Annotated in this window: 14 protein-coding genes; 7 read left to right on the forward strand and 7 right to left on the reverse strand. The window is 67.4% G+C overall.

Annotated elements, in window-relative coordinates:
• Nucleotides 1-38 precede the first annotated feature (38 nt).
• The 4 genes from AC5Y36_RS03955 to AC5Y36_RS03970 are packed head-to-tail and all read right to left on the reverse strand — an operon-like array spanning nt 39 to nt 3968.
• The gene (locus tag AC5Y36_RS03955; protein WP_500039542.1) at nt 39-1097 is read right to left on the reverse strand and encodes an NADPH:quinone oxidoreductase family protein; all 1059 of its coding nucleotides are present in this window, start codon (nt 1095-1097) and stop codon (nt 39-41) included.
• A gap of 11 nt (nt 1098-1108) precedes the next feature.
• Complete coding sequence (locus AC5Y36_RS03960; RefSeq protein ID WP_500039543.1) at nt 1109-2368, reverse strand: sulfotransferase family protein; 1260 nt, start codon at nt 2366-2368, stop codon at nt 1109-1111.
• Complete coding sequence (locus AC5Y36_RS03965) at nt 2365-3432, reverse strand: DUF1214 domain-containing protein (protein ID WP_500039544.1); 1068 nt, start codon at nt 3430-3432, stop codon at nt 2365-2367. Before AC5Y36_RS03965 ends, AC5Y36_RS03960 begins: the two co-directional genes overlap by 4 nt.
• Nucleotides 3429-3968 (reverse strand): TetR/AcrR family transcriptional regulator, encoded by a 540-nt coding sequence (locus tag AC5Y36_RS03970; protein ID WP_500039545.1) that lies wholly within the window; start codon nt 3966-3968, stop codon nt 3429-3431. Before AC5Y36_RS03970 ends, AC5Y36_RS03965 begins: the two co-directional genes overlap by 4 nt.
• 208 nt (nt 3969-4176) lie before the next feature.
• Between AC5Y36_RS03970 and AC5Y36_RS03975 the strand changes: the two genes are divergently transcribed.
• Complete coding sequence (locus AC5Y36_RS03975; RefSeq protein ID WP_500039546.1) at nt 4177-5373, forward strand: alpha/beta hydrolase family protein; 1197 nt, start codon at nt 4177-4179, stop codon at nt 5371-5373.
• Nucleotides 5374-5429: 56 nt separating this feature from the next.
• Here the strand turns inward: AC5Y36_RS03975 and AC5Y36_RS03980 are convergent, their stop codons facing one another.
• The 3 genes from AC5Y36_RS03980 to ipdE1 form a co-directional block, all read right to left on the reverse strand.
• The gene (locus AC5Y36_RS03980) at nt 5430-6116 is read right to left on the reverse strand and encodes a hypothetical protein (protein ID WP_500039547.1); all 687 of its coding nucleotides are present in this window, start codon (nt 6114-6116) and stop codon (nt 5430-5432) included.
• A 125-nt stretch (nt 6117-6241) separates the two neighbouring features.
• Entirely contained in the window at nt 6242-7030 is a 789-nt protein-coding gene (gene ipdF, locus AC5Y36_RS03985) for a (5R,7aS)-5-hydroxy-7a-methyl-1-oxo-2,3,5,6,7,7a-hexahydro-1H-indene-carboxyl-CoA reductase (RefSeq protein WP_500039548.1), read from the reverse strand.
• A complete protein-coding gene (gene ipdE1, locus AC5Y36_RS03990) occupies nt 7027-8175 on the reverse strand; it encodes an acyl-CoA dehydrogenase IpdE1 (RefSeq protein ID WP_500039549.1) in 1149 nt (382 codons plus the stop codon). The genes ipdF and ipdE1 overlap by 4 nt, the downstream gene beginning before the upstream one ends.
• A 105-nt stretch (nt 8176-8280) precedes the next feature.
• Here ipdE1 and fadD3 point away from each other — a divergent pair, with 105 nt between their 5' ends.
• The 6 genes from fadD3 to AC5Y36_RS04020 form a co-directional block, all read left to right on the forward strand.
• Nucleotides 8281-9810 (forward strand): 3-((3aS,4S,7aS)-7a-methyl-1,5-dioxo-octahydro-1H-inden-4-yl)propanoate--CoA ligase FadD3, encoded by a 1530-nt coding sequence (fadD3, locus tag AC5Y36_RS03995; RefSeq protein WP_500039550.1) that lies wholly within the window; start codon nt 8281-8283, stop codon nt 9808-9810.
• Nucleotides 9811-10944, forward strand: coding sequence for an acyl-CoA dehydrogenase family protein (locus AC5Y36_RS04000; RefSeq protein WP_500039551.1), 1134 nt, complete (start codon nt 9811-9813; stop codon nt 10942-10944). It abuts the gene before it with no gap.
• A complete protein-coding gene (locus tag AC5Y36_RS04005) occupies nt 10941-11894 on the forward strand; it encodes an acyl-CoA dehydrogenase family protein (RefSeq protein WP_500039552.1) in 954 nt (317 codons plus the stop codon). The genes AC5Y36_RS04000 and AC5Y36_RS04005 overlap by 4 nt, the downstream gene beginning before the upstream one ends.
• Nucleotides 11894-12844, forward strand: coding sequence for an acyl-CoA dehydrogenase IpdE2 (gene ipdE2 / locus AC5Y36_RS04010; RefSeq protein WP_500039553.1), 951 nt, complete (start codon nt 11894-11896; stop codon nt 12842-12844). Before AC5Y36_RS04005 ends, ipdE2 begins: the two co-directional genes overlap by 1 nt.
• A 37-nt stretch (nt 12845-12881) precedes the next feature.
• The gene (locus AC5Y36_RS04015; RefSeq protein ID WP_500039554.1) at nt 12882-13868 is read left to right on the forward strand and encodes a linear amide C-N hydrolase; all 987 of its coding nucleotides are present in this window, start codon (nt 12882-12884) and stop codon (nt 13866-13868) included.
• Nucleotides 13865-15023: pyridoxal phosphate-dependent aminotransferase (locus AC5Y36_RS04020; protein WP_500039555.1), on the forward strand; the 1159-nt coding region annotated here is incomplete at its 3' end. The genes AC5Y36_RS04015 and AC5Y36_RS04020, both read left to right, overlap by 4 nt.

Here is a 15023-nt window from a genome sequence, read left to right on the forward strand (position 1 = left end):
TCTAGCTGTGGACAACTGAAGCTATGCGCCGACGGGGGTCAGTGCGCCCCGGTACTGACCACCAGACGGCCGGTGGTCTGCCGAGATGCCATACGCTCCAGGGCCTGCGGCAGATCCGCCCATCCCACCTCGGCGCCGACGACGGTGCGAATCGCCCCGGTGCGCAGCATCTCCAGGATCTTCGCGTGGGCGTCGAGTCCCTCGGAGCGGGCCGGCCAGTTGAAGCCCAGGGTGCGGCGGATGGCGACCGGGTCGTTGACGTAGACCAGGCATACCCCGCAAACGTCGAAGTTGCTGTAGGCGATCGGCCGCGGCGACAGGTAGTCGCCGTCCTCCAAGGCGATGTCCTGGGCGAAACCCGCCATCAGGTACCGGCCGCCCAGGCCCATGCAGCGGAACGTCTGCACCGCCACGTCGCCGCCGACCGCGTCGAACGCGACGTCGACGCCGCGGCCGTAGGTCAGCTCCACGACCTGCTCAACCCAGTCGCCGTTGCGGTAGTTGATCGCGTGGTCGGCGCCGAGTTCCTTGCAGAATTCCACCTTCTCGTCGCTGCCGGCGGTGGCGATCACCCGTGCGCCCAGCGCTTTACCGAGCACCAACGCACCCGAGCCGGTGCCACCGGCGGCGGCGTGGACCAACAGCGTCTCCCCGGGCTGCAGCCGGCCGCGCTCGCGCAGCGCGAACCAGCCCAGATGGAACGGGTAGTGCAGGGCCGCACCGTCGATGTCGCTGACCCAGTCCGGCAGATCCAGCGCGGTCGCCGCGTCCACGATCGCGTAGGACGCATACCCGCCGAACGCCATCACCGGAATGCCGACGATGCGCCGGCCCACGAGGTGTTCGGCGCCCTGTCCGGCACTCTCCACCACCCCGACCGTCTCCATGCCCGGCACGAACGGCGGCTGCAACGGCATGGTGGTGTAGCGGCCCTGGATGATGTCGATGTCGTTGAAGTTGAGGCAGAACGCGCGCACGGCGACCCGGATCTCGCCTGGCCCGGGCGCCCGGACGTCCACACTCTGGCGAGCCAGCACCTTGGCCGGGTCTCCCAGTTCGGTGGCAACCCACGCGTCAGCGGTGATTGGTTGGTTCATGATTCCTCCAATTAGTCTGCGACGAAACGGTTTCGGTAGTCGCGTAGGCGGTCGGCGACCTCGGTGGGGTTGAGTCCCAAGTCAGCCGGTTGGTAATCCACCGCGCCGTAGCGGCCGCGGGGGTGGTCGGTGCAGAACTGGGCCATCGCCTGTTGTGCACGCTCGTCGTACGTTTGACCGGCGAGGTCGTAGATGCGCGCGACGGTGCCTTGTTCGTCGGCCATGAAGTCCTCGAACCGCACATCGATGGACTGTGCCGCCGGCAGTACGTCGCGGTCCCGCATGCACCCGGCGAGCAGGTCGTTGGCGCGGTCGAACCAATACGCCGAGATCTTGACCGGGTCGGGGCGGGCGCAAGCCATCCGTGCCGAGTAGCTGATCATGGTCGCCATCGACTGCGTCACCTCGACAGGATCCCGGTGGGTGACAACGAAGGTAGCGTCGGGGAAGGTGGCATACAAGGCGGGGAACTGCTCGAGGTGTTGCGGTGATTTGAGCACCCAGCGTGTTCCGGACTCACCGGGGCGCAGCCATTGCAGTGCCTGCAGGGTCCGCTTCATGTAGGCGTAGGACGGCAACTGGTCATGGGCCTTGTAGTGTGCGGCGAAAGTCGGCAGGTAGTAGGTGCTTTCGAACAGCATCCCGGAGATGTCGTTGCCCAGCAGCTGGATTTCCTCGTGCGCGTGGTCGACGGTCATGTCGTGCATGCGCTTGAATTCGGGCATCGAGATGTTGATCATGTCCAGCCCGGTGGCACAGCGGTCACGCCTGGCCTGCGGATCGGCTTCGCCGGGGGTGGCGACCGGCTCCAGACTCTCCCAGTACGGTAGGTAGCGGATGGCCGGGTCGGCGGCGATCAGGTTGTGCAGGTGGGTGGTTCCGGTGCGCGGCAGACCACAGATGATGATCGGACGCTCGATCGGCGCGTCTTCGATCTCTGGATGCGCGGCGATCAGATCCTCCAGCCGAAGCCGGTTGACCAGATGTCCTACCAGTTGCTCGAATGCCATCGCGGTGCCGATATCGGACAGGTCGGCGTCGGCGCCCAACGACGCGCACAGCACCTCGAGGCGTTCCCGAAACCCGTTGTCGCCCCAGTTGTCCAAGCCGGTTCGCTCGACTGCGGTCTGCATCAACGCGTCCGGCGTCAGCTGCAGCGTGGCGCCGTAGCCGGCCAGCCCCTCGCGGATCGGGGTGGCGGCCTCGGGATAGACCGGGTCGGCGAGGTCGTCCAGCCGGATCGGCGCCGGCCGCGTGGTCGATGCGCTCACGAGTTCAACTCCGCGATGTCCACGAGGCGGCAGCGGGGACGCTCGGGGGTCGACTCGGGAAGGAACCAGCGCAGCCACATCAGGCCTTTGGAACGGCCCGCGGTCGACACCCAGTTCGGATGTCCGGGGTCGGTGTCGCTGACCACGATCCGCCACGAGCCGTCGGGCTCATAGCTGACCTGTGCTCCGTTGATGGTGACCCGTTCCCGGGTGTAGTCGTAGGTGTGCAGGAACGGGTTCCACAGGCACAGATTCCAGAACACGCACTCCGGTGAGGTGCCCTCGATAACCAGGGCCTGACCCGGCTGTAGCTGGTAGGCACCCATCGAGTAGGCGGCGTCGCCGGCGGCCCATCCGACGGTTCGGCTCGGCACCGGGTAGGGCTCCTGGAGATCGTTGGGCGGGTCCAGCCGGATCGGTGCCATGGCGGCCTGCTCGCGAATCCACGTCCGCGCAGCGCGCATCCGTCGGCTCAGGTCTGCGCGACTGTCGGGGCGGCGTGGGGTCTCGTCGAGCGCTTCGATCTTCCATTGCACCCGCCGGTCCGTGCCCGGTTCGGTGAGGTAGTCGCGGGTCAGGATGAAGACGGCGTCGGAGTCCAGCTTGAGCCAGTTGCCCTGCTGCTCTTTGGCACTGATGACGAACTCGAAGTTCCCGTCGGCGTCGCACTTGAGATCGCGATCGTTGATCGTGTCGATGATGCGGTCGCTGTACCGGCCGTCGTCGGGGCCGCCGTAGACGGTCATCGACAGGTAGACGGAGTCGCCGCGGTTTCCGGTGACACGGTAGCTGCGGCTCGGGTCGATCGGCGCCAGCTGATAGAAGGCGTCGGAGTTGTCGCCGCCCCACTTGATGTAGGGGCCGATGACGTCGACGAGGATCGGCTTGTCCGCGTCGCCCCAGACGTAGGCGTCGACAGCGACCCGAAACAGGCTGAACGCCCACCGATATCCGTCGAGGAGATCGGCCTCATCCAGCGGCGGGTTGGCCCCTAGGAGTCGTTGCTCGACGGCACGGACCTCCTCCAGCAGGTCACCGAACGCTGCGGATAGTTCGTCACTCATCGCTGTTCCTTCCGTTGGGTCCCCTGCAGCAGCAAGGCGCAGAGCCGATTGACGACGCCGTCGATGGCGTCGGGTGTCAGGACTTGGACGACGTAGAAGCTGGTGCCCACCAGCACGTCGTAGGCCATTTCGATGTCAACGTCGGCATCCAGCACGCCTTGGTCGATGCCGGCACGGATCAGCTCGCTGAACGCGGTGCGGGTCTTCACGTCGAGCAGCTGCTGGGTACGGATAGCCAGTTCGGGGTCGCGATGGCGATCAGCCAGGATGCCCAGCGTCGCGGCGGCGACCACCGGCTCGCGCCAGAACTCGAACACACCGGTGACGAAACGGTGCAGATCGGCCTCGAAATCGCCCGAGCTGGTCAGCACGTCACCGACCTCGGCGGAGTCGAAGACCGCATCGAAGACCAGGTGGGTCTTCGATGGCCAGCGCCGATACACGGTGGGGCGGCTGACATTGGCCTCACGGGCAATGGCCTCGATCGAGACCTGGTCATAGCCGTCGCTGGCCAGCAGTCGACGGGTCGCCGCCATGATGTCGCGTTGGGTTCGGGGGTCGCGCGGGCGGCCGCGAGCGGGCTCCGCCGCCGCTTCAGCCGACCCGCTGCGATTCACGCCCGTTATCGTTACGCTGTGGAACGTAAATAGTCAATAGTGCGGATGCGCGTAATGCAGAGCGCCCGCGCGGCCGGTCCCGGCGGGTTAGCATCCGGGGGTCCCCTGCAGAGAAAGGCTGCCGACAATGACGTCAGACGCCGCCCCGATCGATCCACCTATCCCCGTTCCCGACGTCCCCGGCGCCGATGCCGGTTCAGAGGGATTGCCAGCGCGTTCGGCCCTGTCGCTGCGGCAACGTTTGATCGTCGATACCTCGGCCATCGCCGATATCGGGTTGCGCACCGCGGTCGCGTCGCTGGTCGGTGTGGCAATGGTGCCGCCGGTTTTGGTCGCCGCGGCGGGCGGCAAGCGCGCCACCACCGAGCGCGACAGCCTCGGCTTCTACGCGGAACTGGCATCCCGGCAGGACCCGAACGTGTCGTTCCCCGCGCCGACCGAGCCGCCCCGCGTCTCTTCCCGGCTGGCGAACCCGTTTGCGGAGTGGATCGCGCGCGGCAACGTGCACAACATCTCGTTCACCAGCAGCTTCGAGGCGATCAATCCGGCGATGCGGAAGATGTGGAGTGGGTTGTCCCGCAACAACACCGTGCGCGCACAGCATTGGCGCCACGACGACGGGCCCCGCCCGACGCTGTGCGTCATTCACGGCTTCATGGGCTCGCCGTATCTGTTCAACGGCTTGTTCTTCTCACTGCCGTGGTTCTACCGCTCCGGATACGACGTGTTGTTGTACACGTTGCCGTTTCACGGTCAGCGGGCTGAGCGGAATTCGCCGTTCAGCGGCTACGGTTATTTCTCGCATGGCATGTCGGGTTTTGCCGAGACCATGGCGCAGGCGGTGCACGACTTCCGCTCGGTGGTCGACTATCTGGAGTACACCGGCGTCGAGAAGATCGCACTGACTGGAATGTCGTTGGGTGGCTACACGTCTGCGTTGTTGGCAGCCGTGGAGCCCCGGCTACAAGCGGTGATCCCGAACGTGCCGGTGGTATCGGTCGAAGCGGAGATGGAAGACTGGTTTCCCGCGAACAAACTGTTCGCACTCGGCCAGCGGCTCGGCAAGATCAACCGCGACGACTTCGCCGCCGCGGCGCTCTACCACTCTCCGCTGAACTACGCGCCGCTGGTGGCCAAGGACCGAAGGCTGATCATCACCGGCCTCGGAGACCGGCTGGCCCCACCGGAACAATCCGAGATGCTTTGGGAACACTGGGATCACTGCGCGCTGCACTGGTTCCCCGGTAACCACATCCTGCATGTCAGCCAGCCCGCCTACCTGCGTCGGATGACGAAGTTCCTGAGCCCGTTCATGTTCAACTGAGCGGGACGAAATGCAGGAGTACGGCCGTACCTGAATGCGATCTCGGCGTCAAGAAATCACGAGTAGCCGCGCATGCAGGCAAAGACGGTTTCCTGGCCGTTGTAGAGCACCGATTCGGTGGTGTCCGGGCAGTCATTCTCGGCCTGCACAACCTGCAGCACTTCATACACTCCGTCGCGGCTTTCGCAGCCGACCTTGTAGATCGTGACGTTGGTGGTATCGGGGTTGTTCGGGTCGGGTGATTCTTCTTTAATCTCAACGCAGTCACCGGTTTTCAGCGCGTCAACGGTGGTGGTGGTACGGGGCTGCGGCGACCCGGAGGGCTCGCTGGAGGGGGTGGTCGGGGCGGTGGTTTTGCTGCGGGGACGGCTGGGCTCGGGGCTGACGGTGTGCGTGTGCGCTCCGGCCCGGGACGTCGGGGTGCTCGACACGGCGGTTGTGTCACCGTCTTTGCCGTTGCCGGCCACCTTCCAGGCGATGCCGATCACCGCGACCAACAGAACCAGCCCGACAATCAGCATCGCCACCAAGGCGCCGCGGCCGCGCCCGGGCTTTTGCGGGGGCGGTGCCGACGGGTATGGGTGCTGCGGCGGTGGGCCGTAGCCCGGCGGTGGGCCGTACCCGCGCGGTGGCTGCCCGTAGCCGCCGGGTGGCTGAGGGTACCCCTGCGGTGGATAGGACGGCGGACGCTGGCCGTAGGGATTGTTGTACGGGCCGCCCGGGCCGTAGCCGCCGTAGCTCACCGAGCACCTCCTGATCCGGTAGCCCGGAGGTCCGGACGACGTCAGCGCAAACAGCGTGGATTCAGCATAAGGGTGCCGGTCAGCGCTGGGCAGCGCCAATCGGAATAGTCATCGCCCGAAGCGGATCAGGGGTGCTGGCTGGAAACCGAGATCACTTCACCGGTCAGGTAGCTGGAGTAGTCGCTGGCCAGGAACGCGATCGTGGAGGCGATCTCCCACGGCTCGGCGGCCCGGCCGAACGCCTCGCCCTCGGCAAGACGGTCCAGCAGCTCTGACGAGCTGGTCTTCTCCAAGAACTTGTGCCGGGCGATGCTGGGCGACACGGCGTTGATCCGCACCCCGTACTCGACGGCCTCGATGGCGCTGCAGCGGGTCAGGGCCATCACGCCGGCCTTGGCCGCGGCATAGTGCGACTGCGAGTGCTGCGCCCGCCAGCCCAACACGCTGGCGTTGTTGACGATCACGCCACCGTGCTCGACACCGCGGAAATAGCGCAGCGCCGCGCGGGTCGCCCGCATCACCGAGGTCAACGTCACGTTGAGCACCCGGTCCCATTCCTCGTCGGTCATGTCGATGACCGGGGTCTGCCCGCCCAGCCCGGCGTTGTTGACCAGCACGTCGATCCGGCCCATCTTCGCCACGGCCTCGTCGAACAGCGCGTCCACCGCGGCGGTCGCGGTCACGTCACACACCACACCCTCGACGCGGCCCAGTCCCAGCGCGGCCAGTTCGTCACGGGTTTCCCCCAGCCGACGCTCGTGGTAGTCGGAGACGAGGACGTCGGCGCCCTCGAGCAGGGCGCGCCGTGCCGTGGTCGACCCGATGCCGGTGCCCGCGGCGGCCGTCACGACCACCACTTTGCCTTTCAGAAGTCCGTGTCCGGCAATCTCTTCCGGCGCCTGTGCCAGGCTCATCCCTTCGCCTCTCGGGGTAGGCCGAGCACCCGCTCGGCGATGATATTGCGCTGGATCTCGTTGGACCCGCCGTAGATGGTGTCCGAGCGGGTGAACAGGTACAGCCGCTGCCACTCGTCGAACTCGCCGTCGGGAAGCTCCAGACCGGCCTTGCCGACCACATCCATGGCCAGCTCTCCCAGATCACGGTGCCAGTTGGCCCACAACAGCTTTGACACGTTGTCTTGCCCGGGCTGCTCGACGTCCATGGTGGCCAGCGCGTATGACCGCATTGCGCGCAGGCCCACCCAGGCCCGGGTCAGCCGCTCGCGGATCAACGGGTCTTCGGCGGCACCGGTGCGCTCGGCGAGTTCCGCGAGCGCGGAAAGCTCGCGCGCGTACCGGATCTGCTGCCCCAGAGTGGACACACCGCGCTCGAAGGTGAGCGTGCCCATCGCGACCCGCCAACCATCACCCGGCTCCCCGACCACCAGGTCGGCGTCGGTGCGGGCATCGTCGAAGAACACCTCGTTGAACTCCGAGGTCCCGGTCAGCTGCACGATGGGGCGAACCTGGACCCCCGGCTGATCCAGCGGCACCAGCAGATACGACAGTCCGGCGTGCCGTTTGGAGCCCTTCTCGGTGCGGGCGACGACGAAGCACCACTGCGACAGGTGCGCCAGCGAGGTCCACACCTTCTGTCCGTTGATCACCCACTGGTCGCCGTCGAGCACCGCGGTGGTCGCCACGTTGGCCAGGTCGCTGCCGGCGCCGGGCTCGGAGTAGCCCTGGCACCACAGCTCGGTGACATTGCGGATCCCGGGCAGGAAACGCTGCTTCTGCTCGGCTGTGCCGAACGCGATCAGCGTCGGCCCGAGCAGCTCTTCGCCCAGGTGGTTGACCTTGTCCGGCGCGTCGGCGCGGGCGTACTCCTCGTAGAAGGCCACCCGGTGGGCTACCGACAGGCCCCGACCGCCGTGCTCCTCGGGCCAGCCCAGGCAGGTCAGGCCCGCCGCGGCGAGATGACGGTTCCACGCCATCCGCTCATCGAATGCCTCATGCTCCCGACCGGGCCCACCGAGCCCCTTGAGCTTGGCGAACTCTCCGACCAGGTTGTCGGCCAGCCATGCGCGGACCTCGGCCCGGAACTCCTCGACCTCTTGCACCCTTGTAGGCTAACCTACCAAGCACTTGCTTTGTTAGCCCCGGCGCCGATGTGCGTCACCAAGCGCTGCTGCGCGTGGCGCGCGGGGCCCGTTAGAGGAGCGTCGATGGCCCGCACCGTTCCGCAGACTACGCCTGCGGTGCTGGACCGGGTTGCCCGCGATCTCCCCGACCACGATGCCCTGATCAGCGAAGATCGGCGGCTGACCTATGCGACCCTGCGTGAGGAGGTGCGCCGCGCGGCAGCTGCCCTGATCGCGCTCGGTGTCGCACCCGGCGACCGGGTGGCGCTCTGGTCGCCGAACACCTGGCACTGGATGGTCGCTTGCCTGGGTATTCAATACGCCGGCGCGGTGATGGTGCCGTTGAACACCCGCTACACCACCGATGAGGCCAGCGACATCCTGGCCCGCAGCGCCACCGTCGCGCTGATCACCTCCGGCAAGTTCTTGGGCACCGACCGGGCCGCCGAACTGGACCGTGAAGCGCTCCCGGCGCTTGAGCACATGGTGCGGATACCCGTCGAAAGCGACGACGGCACGTGGGATGAGTTCATCGCCGGCGGCGCCCAGGTGCCCGATGCCGACATCGACGCCCGCGCGGCGGCCGTGCGCCCCGACGACCTCTCGGACATCCTGTTCACCTCCGGCACCACCGGGCGCAGCAAAGGTGTGCTGTGCGCGCATCGCCAGTCGCTGTCCGGGGCGGCGGCGTGGGCGGCGTGCGGCGAGATGACCGCACAGGATCGTTACCTGGGCATCAACCCGTTCTTCCACAACTTCGGCTACAAAGCCGGCATCCTGGCCTGCCTGCAGACCGGCGCCGCGATGATCCCGCAGCTGACCTTCGATCCGCCGCGAGCGCTGGCGGCCATCGAGGCCCATCGGATCACCGTGCTGCCCGGACCGCCCACCATCTATCAGACGTTGCTGGATCATCCCGACCGCGGCCGCTTCGACCTGAGCTCGTTGCGGTTCGCGGTCACCGGTGCGGCCACCGTGCCGGTGGTGCTGATCGAGCGGATGCAGTCCGAACTGGACATCGACATCGTGCTGACCGCCTACGGACTCACCGAGTCCGGCGGGTTCGCCACCATGTGCCGCTCCGACGACGACGCCGTCACCGTCGCCACCACCTGCGGACGCCCGATCGCCGACTTCGAGCTGCGTATCGGGGACCACGGTGAGGTCCTGCTGCGCAGCGCCAACATCATGCTCGGCTACCTCGACGATCCCGCCGCCACCGCCGAGGCGATCGACGCCGACGGCTGGCTGCACACCGGCGACGTGGGACAGCTCGACGACGCCGGAAACCTGCGGATCACCGACCGGCTCAAGGACATGTACATCTGCGGCGGGTTCAACGTCTACCCGGCCGAGATCGAGCAGGTGCTGGCGCGCCTCGAGGGCGTGGCCGACGCGGCGGTGATCGGCGTGCCCGATGACCGGCTCGGCGAGGTGGGCAAGGCGTTCATCGTCGCCCGCCCGGGCGCCCAGCTCGACGAGGCCGGCGTCATCGCCTACACCCGAGAGCATTTGGCGAACTTCAAGGCACCGCGATCGGTGGCCTTTGTGGAAACGCTGCCACGCAATCCCGGCGGCAAAGTGGTAAAACCACTGTTGAGAGAGTGGGCCTAGATGGACCTGGCATTTGACGAGGAGACCGAGGCGTTCCGTGCCGAAGTACGGGAGTTCCTGGCGGCGAACAGATCCTCGTTCCCGACGAAGTCCTATGACACCGCCGAGGGCTTCGAGCAGCACCGGCGCTGGGACAAGGTGCTTTTCGACGCCGGGCTGTCGGTGATCGCCTGGCCCAAAAAATACGGCGGGCGTGACGCCACCCTGTTGCAGTGGGTGGTGTACGAGGAGGAGTACTTCCGCTCCGGTGCCCCCGGGCGGGCCAGCGCCAACGGCACCTCGATGCTGGCGCCGACGCTGTTCGCGCACGGCACCGAGGAGCAGCTGGACCGGGTGCTGCCGAAGATGGCCAGCGGCGAAGAGATCTGGGCGCAGGCCTGGTCGGAGCCGGAGTCCGGCAGCGATCTGGCGTCGCTGCGGTCCACGGCAACCAAGGTCGACGGCGGCTGGAAGCTCAACGGCCAGAAGATCTGGAGCTCACGCGCGCCGTTCGGCGAACGCGGCTTCGGGTTGTTCCGCTCGGACCCGGCCGCGCAGCGCCACCACGGGCTGACCTATTTCATGTTCGACCTCAAGGCCGACGGCATCACGGTGCGCCCGATCGAGCAGCTCGGCGGGGAAACCGGATTCGGTGAGATCTTCCTCGACGACGTTTTCGTCCCCGACGAAGACGTGATCGGCGTCCCCAATGAGGGCTGGCGGGCGGCGATGAGCACGTCCAGCAACGAGCGGGGCATGTCGCTGCGCAGTCCCGCCCGATTCCTGGTGGGGGCCGAACGGCTGGCCGCGTTGTGGCGCGAACACCAGTCCGCGGCGGCCTTCACCGATCGGGTGGCCGACGCGTGGATCAAAGCCCAGGCCTACCGGCTGCACACGTTCGGCACCGTGACCCGATTGGCCGCCGGCGGTGAGCTGGGAGCCGAGTCCTCGGTCACCAAGGTGTTCTGGTCCGACCTCGACGTCGCCCTGCACCAGACCGCGCTCGATTTGCGCGGCGCCGACGGCGAACTGGCCGATTCCTGGACCGACGGCTACCTGTTCGCACTCGGCGGCCCGATCTACGCCGGCACCAACGAAATCCAGCGCAACATCATCGCCGAACGGCTGCTGGGCCTGCCCCGGGAGAAGAAGTGAAATTCGATCTAGACCAAGAACAGCGCGACTTCGCGGCCAGCATCGACGCGGCCCTGACGGCCGCCGACGTGCCCGGTGCGGTGCGCGCCTGGGCCACCGGTGACACCGAGCCGGGCCTGCGGGTGTGGACCCAGCTGACCGAGCTCGGGGTGACCGCACTGGCGGTCCCCGAGGAGCACGACGGCATCGGCGCCCATCCGGTCGACCTGATGGTGGCCATCGAATCGCTGGGCCGCTGGTGTGTGCCGGGCCCGGTGGTGGAATCCATTGCGGTGGCTCCGGTTCTGCTGGCCGCCGACGAACGTGCCGGTGCGCTCGCCTCGGGTGAGCTGATCGCAACGGTCGCGATGCCGCCGCAGGCTCCGCGCGCGGTCGACGCGGACACCGCCGGCCTGGTGCTGCTCGCCGCCGACGGCCAGGTCAGCGAGGCCATCCGCGGCGACGCCCACCGGTCCGTCGACCCCGCCCGCCGCCTGTTCGATGTCACGTCCTCCGGCACCGGATGGTCGGCGGATGTCGCCCGCGCCGCTGAGTTCGGTTCGCTGGCCACCGCCGCACAATTGATCGGCGCCGGGCAGGCGATGCTGGACATCGCGGTCGACTACGCCAAGCAGCGCGCCCAGTTCGGCCGGGTGATCGGCTCCTATCAGGCGATCAAGCACAAGCTGGCCGACGTGCACATCGCGCTGGAGTTGGCGCGCCCGCTGGTCTACGGAGCGGCGCTGTCCCTGGCAGACAATTCGGCCGACACTGCCCGCGATGTCAGCGCCGCCAAGGTGGCCGCCTCCGACGCAGCGCTGCTGGCCGCGCATTCGGCCCTGCAAACCCACGGTGCCATCGGCTTCACCGCCGAGCACGATCTGTCGCTGTGGCTGCTGCGGGTACAGGCGCTGCGGCCGGCCTGGGGCGACCCGACCACACACCGCCGGCGATTGTTGGAGGCGATCTAATGGCCAGCCAGAACGACGAACGCGACCTGTTGCGCCAGACCGTCGCCGCGCTGGTCGAAAAGCATGCGACGCCGGAAGCGGTGCGCGCGGCGATGGATTCCGATCGGGGCTTCGACGAATCGCTGTGGCGGCTGCTGTGCGAACAGGTCGGTGCGGCCGCCTTGGTGGTGCCCGAGCAGTTCGGCGGGGCCGACGGTCAACTCGCCGACGCGGCAGTGGTTCTCGAAGAGCTCGGCAAGGCACTGGTACCGACCCCGTTGCTGGGCACGACGCTGGCCGAGCTGGCGCTGCTGGCCGCGGACGAACCGGACGCCGAGGCCCTGGAGCAGTTGGCCGAAGGTGCCGCGATCGGGGCGGTCGTCTTCGACCCCGGCTATGTGGTCAACGGCGACATCGCCGACATCGTGATCGGCGCCGACGGCAGCCGGCTCACCCGGTGGGCGACGTTCACCGCTGAGCCGGTGCCCACCATGGATCCGACCCGCCGGCTCGGACGCGTCACCGCGGGCGAGACCGCCCCCCTGGCGGCCGACCCCGGCCTGGCCGACTATGCCGCGATTCTGTTGGCCGCCGAGCAGATCGGGGCGGCCGCGCGTTGCCTGGATCTGACGGTCGAGTACACCAAGAGCCGAGTGCAGTTCGGACGCCCGATCGGCAGCTTCCAGGCACTCAAGCACCGGATGGCCGACATGTTCGTCGCGGTGGCATCGGCCCGCGCCGTCGTCGACGACGCGGTGGCCGACCCGTCCCCGACGTCGGCGGCGCTGGCGCGTATCACCGCCAGCGAGGCGCTGTCCACCGTGGCCGGTGAAGCCGTTCAACTGCACGGCGGGATCGCCATCACCTGGGAAAGCGACATTCAGCTGTATTTCAAACGCGCACACGGTAGTTCGCAGCTACTGGGCCCGGTACGGGAGCACCTGCGCCGATTGGAGGCCCAGGTCCTCTAGCGCCTTTGAGCCCCAGCACCCCGATACAATCCGGGTTATGTGCACACGACTGGTCTACCTCGGCCCGAACGGGAACATCATCACCGGGCGGTCGATGGACTGGAAGCTGGACCTGGCCACCAATCTGTGGGTGCTGCCCCGCGGGATGCGGCGCACCGGGCAGGCGGGGGCCAACTCCGTTGCATGGACCGCGAAGTACGGCAGCCTGGTGGCTACCGCCTACGACGTGTGCACCACCGACGGCTTGAACGAGGCCGGGTTGTCGGCCAACCTGCTGTGGCTGGCCGAATCCGAATACCCCAAATATGACGGTGCCCGTCCCGGCCTGGCCATCTCGGCGTGGGCACAGTATGTGCTGGACAACTTCGCCACCGTTGCCGACGCGGTCGAACAGCTGCGGACCGAGCCGTTCGATGTGGTGACCGACGGGGTCCCCGGTGAGGATCGGCTGGCCACCCTTCATCTGTCGTTGTCGGACGCGACCGGCGACAGTGCCATTGTGGAATACATCGACGGCCGGCAAACCATTCACCACAGCGGCGACTACCAGGTGATGACCAATTCGCCGATCTTCGCTTCTCAGTTGGCCATCAACGCCTATTGGGCCCAACTCGGCGGCACGGTGATGCTGCCCGGTACCAACCGCGCCGCCGACCGGTTCGCCCGTGCCTCCTTCTACGTCAACGCGATACCGAAATCCGAGGATCCGAAGGTGGCGCTCGCTTCGGTGCTGAGCGTGGTGCGCAACGTCTCGGTCCCGTTCGGCATCTCCACCCCCGACGAACCGAACATCTCCTCGACGCGGTGGCGCACCGTGGCCCACCACGGCCGCAAGCTCTATTTCTTCGAATCCGCGTTGACCCCCAACGTGTTCTGGGTCGATCTGAACAACCTCGACTTCGGTAAAGCCGCGCCGGTGCGCAAGCTGGATCTGGGCCCCGGCGAATCGCATACGTTCGCCGGCGAGACGTCCGCGGAGTTCGTCGCCGCCGAGCCCTTCGGGTTCCTCGGGATCGCCGGATGAACGAATCAGTGGCGCTGCGCGCCGGTATCCCGCCGTTTCATGTGATGGACGTGTGGCTGGCGGCCGACGAACGGCAGCGCAGCCATGGCGACCTGGTGAACCTGTCGGCGGGACAGCCCAGTGTCGGGGCTCCCGAACCGGTTCGTGCCGCGGGCGCCGCGGCACTGCAACGCAATCAGCTGGGTTACACGGTGGCACTGGGAATCCCGGAACTCCGGGAAGTCATCGCGGCGTCGTATCAGGTTCGCTACGACCTGGATGTCGGCGCCGATGACGTGGTGGTGACCACCGGTTCCTCCGGCGGATTCCTGCTCGCGTTCCTGGCCTGCTTCGACGTCGGCGACCGGGTGGCGATCGCCAGCCCCGGCTACCCGTGCTACCGCAATATCCTGTCGGCGCTGGGCTGCGAGGTCGTCGAACTCCCCTGCGGCCCGGATACGCGGTTCCAGCCGACGGCGGCGATGCTGTCTGCGTTGGCCGAATCGGGCCCGCCGCTGGCGGGCGTGATCGTGGCCAGCCCGGCGAACCCGACCGGAACGGTAATCGACCCCGGGGAACTGGCAGCGATCGCCACCTGGTGCGATGCCGGCGGGGTCCGATTGATCAGCGACGAGGTGTACCACGGGCTGGTCTACGACGGCGCTCCGCAGACCAGCTGCGCTTGGCAGACATCACGAAACGCGGTGGTGGCCAACAGCTTCTCGAAGTACTTCGCGATGACCGGCTGGCGGCTGGGTTGGCTGCTGGTGCCGCCCGCGCTGCGTCGGGCGGTGGACTGTCTGACCGGCAATTTCTCCATCTGCCCCCCGGTGCTGTCCCAGTACGCGGCGGTGGCGGCTTTCACCGCAGAGTCGATCGCCGAAGCCGACGGCAACCTGCGACACTACGGCGCGAACCGCTCGCTGCTGCTGAATGGTCTGCGCGACATCGGGATCGGGCGCCTGGCTCCCACCGATGGGGCGTTCTACGTCTACGCCGACGTCTCGGATTTCACCTCGGCTTCGTTGTCGTTCTGCGCACAGCTGTTGAACGACACCGGTGTCGCGATCGCACCCGGCATCGACTTCGATCCCGCACGCGGCGGCGAGTTCGTGCGGCTTTCCTTCGCCGGGCCGACCTCGGACATCGCCGAGGGATTGTCCCGGATCGGTGGCT

This window comes from Mycobacterium sp. NGS50 (assembly GCF_059812545.1).

Excerpts from the sequence above, each read along its gene's own strand:
- AC5Y36_RS03955 (WP_500039542.1), bottom strand. The coding sequence starts at position 1,097 with ATGAACCAACCAATCACCGCTGACGCGTGGGTTGCCACCGAACTGGGA.
- AC5Y36_RS03965 (WP_500039544.1), bottom strand. The coding sequence starts at position 3,432 with ATGAGTGACGAACTATCCGCAGCGTTCGGTGACCTGCTGGAGGAGGTC.
- AC5Y36_RS03970 (WP_500039545.1), bottom strand. The coding sequence starts at position 3,968 with ATGGCGGCGACCCGTCGACTGCTGGCCAGCGACGGCTATGACCAGGTC.
- AC5Y36_RS03975 (WP_500039546.1), top strand. The coding sequence starts at position 4,177 with ATGACGTCAGACGCCGCCCCGATCGATCCACCTATCCCCGTTCCCGAC.
- ipdF (WP_500039548.1), bottom strand. The coding sequence starts at position 7,030 with ATGAGCCTGGCACAGGCGCCGGAAGAGATTGCCGGACACGGACTTCTG.
- fadD3 (WP_500039550.1), top strand. The coding sequence starts at position 8,281 with ATGGCCCGCACCGTTCCGCAGACTACGCCTGCGGTGCTGGACCGGGTT.
- AC5Y36_RS04000 (WP_500039551.1), top strand. The coding sequence starts at position 9,811 with ATGGACCTGGCATTTGACGAGGAGACCGAGGCGTTCCGTGCCGAAGTA.
- ipdE2 (WP_500039553.1), top strand. The coding sequence starts at position 11,894 with ATGGCCAGCCAGAACGACGAACGCGACCTGTTGCGCCAGACCGTCGCC.
- AC5Y36_RS04015 (WP_500039554.1), top strand. The coding sequence starts at position 12,882 with ATGTGCACACGACTGGTCTACCTCGGCCCGAACGGGAACATCATCACC.